This window comes from Trichlorobacter sp. (assembly GCF_034008105.1).
Taxonomy (GTDB): domain Bacteria; phylum Desulfobacterota; class Desulfuromonadia; order Geobacterales; family Pseudopelobacteraceae; genus Trichlorobacter.
The window spans coordinates 1-3,767 of sequence record NZ_JAVEPN010000035.1 but is presented as its reverse complement, the minus strand read 5'-3'; the positions used below and the strand labels follow the sequence as shown (position 1 = coordinate 3,767).

Here is a 3,767-nt window from a genome sequence, read left to right as displayed (position 1 = left end):
TATCTTCGACCCAACGCATTCCATGATAAATATCACGGGCAGCAAGTAGCATCCCGGCAATCGTTAATTCTTTGACAGCATTGGCGTTGGCACCCGGGGTATTAAAGACAACAACACCCGCCTTTGCATAAGCTTCTAGTGGAATGTTATTAACGCCAGCACCCGCTCGACCAACAGCAAGGACGTTTTTCGGTAATGGCATTTCGAGCATATTCGCACTACGTACTAAAATCGCATTTGCCTCGTTGAGTTCTTTTGTTAATTCATAATCTGGCGTAAACGCCTTTAGTGCAGCTGACGAAATATTGTTTAAATAAAGAATCTTTTTCATTTTTTTCTCCTACTTAAGATGTTCTGCTTCAAATTCTTTCATATAATCAACAAGCGCTTGTACACCAGCAAGTGGCATTGAGTTATAAATTGAAGCGCGCATCCCACCCGTTGAACGATGACCAGCAAGATTGCTAAAGCCGGCTTTTTTTGCACCTTCAATAAAGGCGACATCAAGTTCAGGGCTATTTGTACGGAAACAAACGTTCATCAATGAACGTGAAGATTTTTTCACTGAACCTTTAAAGAGCTTACTCGTATCAAGATAATCGTATAGGATTGCAGCTTTCTTTTCATTATTAGCTTTTACTGCCTCAAGACCACCAAGATTAAGTAGATATTTAAACACAAGACCACAAATATATATCGCGTAGGCCGGTGGTGTGTTGTACATTGATCCATGGTCAGCATGAATTTTGTATTTTAAAAGCGTTGGTGTGTAATCCCGTGGTGAAATTTCCAGTAAATCTTCACGGATAATTACAATTGTGACACCCGCTGGTCCGACATTCTTTTGTGCTCCAGCAAATATTAAACCAAATTTTGTCACATCAAGCGGCTCTGACAAAAAGCAAGATGAAGCATCATTAACTAATATTTTGCCTTTAGTATCCGGATATTCTTTAAACTTTGTACCAAAAATTGTGTTGTTTTCGCACATAAAAACATAACTTGCTTCTGGTGTGTATTGCAAATTCTTTAAATCGGGAATTTCTGAGAAATTCTTATCTTCTGAAGATGCAATAACATTGGGTGTTCCATAAATTTTGGCTTCTTGGAAAGCTTTTTTCGCCCATTGTCCAGTAATGATATAATCAGCGACACCCGTTGTCATAAGATTCATTGCTACCATCGCAAATTGTGTTGTGCCACCACCTTGTAAAAAGAGGATTTTGTAGTTGCTCGGCACTTTGAGTAAAGTCCGTAAATCAGCTTCGGCTTCATCAATAATTTTTTGATAAACTTTTGAACGATGTGACATTTCCATAACTGACATGCCTGATCCTTGATAATCAAGCATTTCGGCAGCAGCTTGTTGAAGGACTGGTTCTGGGAGAACCGCTGGTCCTGCGGAGAAGTTGTAAACTCTTTTCATGTTGTTTTTTTCCTTTTCTTTTGTTGTTTATTAAATTATTTTTTGACACTCGAGATAGTAACGCTTTTCACACGCTTCACCGAGCGAAAAACTTTTACGGGGAAGGACGTCATCACTAGCAATATAAACAAATAAATCACTTTTACTGAGGGCGGGCATTGCAATCGCCACTGCATTGGGGTGTTTATTTGCTACCGCGTAGAGATGATCACGCCCGTGGATGTAATCAACACTCGCTTGTGGATGCGATTGCATGTATTGATCAATATAATCTTGAACAATCTTATAAGCTTGCGGTCCACTTTTTGGCATTGGTTGCTTAATTTCACCCGTTTTTAGCGTGTAAATTATTCCGGTTTGTCCACCAGTAAGGCGAGACTTTAACCCGGGGATAAAATCTTCACTCGCGTTAAATACAATGCGGTGGATTGGGGCAAAATTAATTCCCTCATCATATAAATTATTGACTTCTACGAGGGCATAACGCGCGGGATGATTTTTTTTATCGGCCTCACTAAGTAGCTCTTTGATCTTATCCCAGTGCGCTTTTGCTGTTGCCAAAGAATGATTGCCATCACCGACAACAAACAATAAAGCTTCAGCTTTTTTGGCTAGTAACTGCTCGAAAGCATCAATTACTGCTGCCGTATCACTAACTTTATAACCGCGTAAATGACCGCCATCTTGATTGAGTTCAAAATCATATATTAATGGTAGGTTAGCGCGTTCGTTATAAAGTTTTTCAATAATATTCTTATCTGGATCATCATACAAAACTAAAGTGTGTGGTAGTTCAACTGGCGCATGTTCACGAATTTTTAAACGTGGGGGGATGCGTTCAAGAATTGTCATCTCGGTAGCGCGAATTAATGTCTGGCTACCTTTTTGAAAACTATAGTCTTCTAAATCAATGGCAATCACTAATCCTAAACGTCGTTTTGTATATGGCGTCGAACGTTCAACAAGTATAAATGCCGGACCGATATTTTCTAAAACATTTTCTTGGAGATAATTTTCAATTGTTGAGTTGATTTTTTTAATATACGACTGATTATCGACAAGTGGTAAATACGCTTCTGGAAAAATCATTCTTAATGTGGAAGCAGACTGACCAATAAGCGTATCTAACTGATCCCAGTATTCTTTTTGACTTGTAAACTGGTCACAGGCAATGACGGCGAATTTAGTTAAATCCACGCCTTTTTTGGGTAAAAGAATATTCGGGACATGAATTGTTGAAAATGCGGACATTATTAAATAACACCCTCGGCTAACATTGCTTGATAAACTTTGAGGAAACCAGCAATATTGGCCCCTAATACAAGATTCGTTGGTTGATCAAATTTTATGGCGGTCTCGTGACATTTTTTAAAGATGCCTTTCATAATTCCGGCGAGTTGCCGATCAACTTCTTCATACGTCCAGACAATATGCATCGCGTTCTGGCTCATTTCTAAACCCGAAACACTAACACCACCCGCATTCGCAGCTTTACCCGGACCAAATAAGATACCGTGTTCGATAAAGTAACGCGTCGCTTCAAGTGTCGTTGGCATATTCGCCCCTTCGACAACCATGTAGCAACCATTCTTCACTAGCGCTTGTGCGCTCTCAAGATAAATTTCATTTTGCGTCGCGCATGGAAGGGCAATGTCGCAAGGTGTTTCCCACATCTTTTTTGTGTTCGGGTTAAACTTTGCATTGGGATAAGTTAAAAGATATTCCTTAGTGTATTCACCTTTCGGTTCAGATATTTGGGCTATCAAGGGAATATCTAAGCCATTTTCATCCGCTATAAATCCATTGATATCGGACATTGCGACAATTTTCGCGCCTAGGGATGCGGCTTTTACGGCAGCGTGTTTTCCGACTTTTCCAGAACCGGAAATAATTACTCGCTTACCAGCAAGCGTTTCGTTTTTAAACTCTTTTAGCATTTCTAAGGTGAAATAAAGTAAACCATAACCGGTTGCTTCTGTTCTTCCGAGTGATCCGCCATAGGGAATCCCTTTTCCAGTAAAAGTACCGGTAAATTCATTGGTTAATTTTTTATACATGCCAAACATATATCCAACTTCACGGGCCCCAAAACCTAAGTCACCCGCAGGCACATCGGTGTTTGGCCCAATATGCCGATATAATTCGCTCATAAACGCTTGGCAAAAACGCATAATCTCACCATCAGATTTTCCGCGGGGATTAAAATCAGCACCACCTTTGCCACCGCCCATTGGGAGACCAGTCAAACTATTTTTAAATGTTTGTTCAAAGCCAAGAAACTTTAAAATTGAAATATTCACTGATGGATCAAAACGCATGCCGCCCTTGTAGGGTCCAATCG

The 3,767-nt window shown here is 40.0% G+C and carries 3 protein-coding genes and 1 pseudogene; all 4 read right to left on the bottom strand.

The window, feature by feature from the left end; translation table 11 throughout:
* Positions 1-331: pseudogene (locus RBQ93_RS12330) on the bottom strand (3-phosphoglycerate dehydrogenase); the annotation flags it as partial.
* Between the two features lie 9 nt (positions 332-340).
* Positions 341-1,426, bottom strand: coding sequence for a 3-phosphoserine/phosphohydroxythreonine transaminase (gene serC, locus RBQ93_RS12325; RefSeq protein WP_320372419.1), 1,086 nt, complete (start codon positions 1,424-1,426; stop codon positions 341-343).
* 30 nt (positions 1,427-1,456) lie between these two features.
* Positions 1,457-2,677, bottom strand: coding sequence for a DUF1015 domain-containing protein (locus tag RBQ93_RS12320; RefSeq protein WP_320372418.1), 1,221 nt, complete (start codon positions 2,675-2,677; stop codon positions 1,457-1,459).
* 2 nt (positions 2,678-2,679) lie between these two features.
* A partial coding sequence (gene gdhA / locus RBQ93_RS12315) for an NADP-specific glutamate dehydrogenase (protein ID WP_320372417.1) occupies positions 2,680-3,767 on the bottom strand: 1,088 nt, incomplete at its 5' end.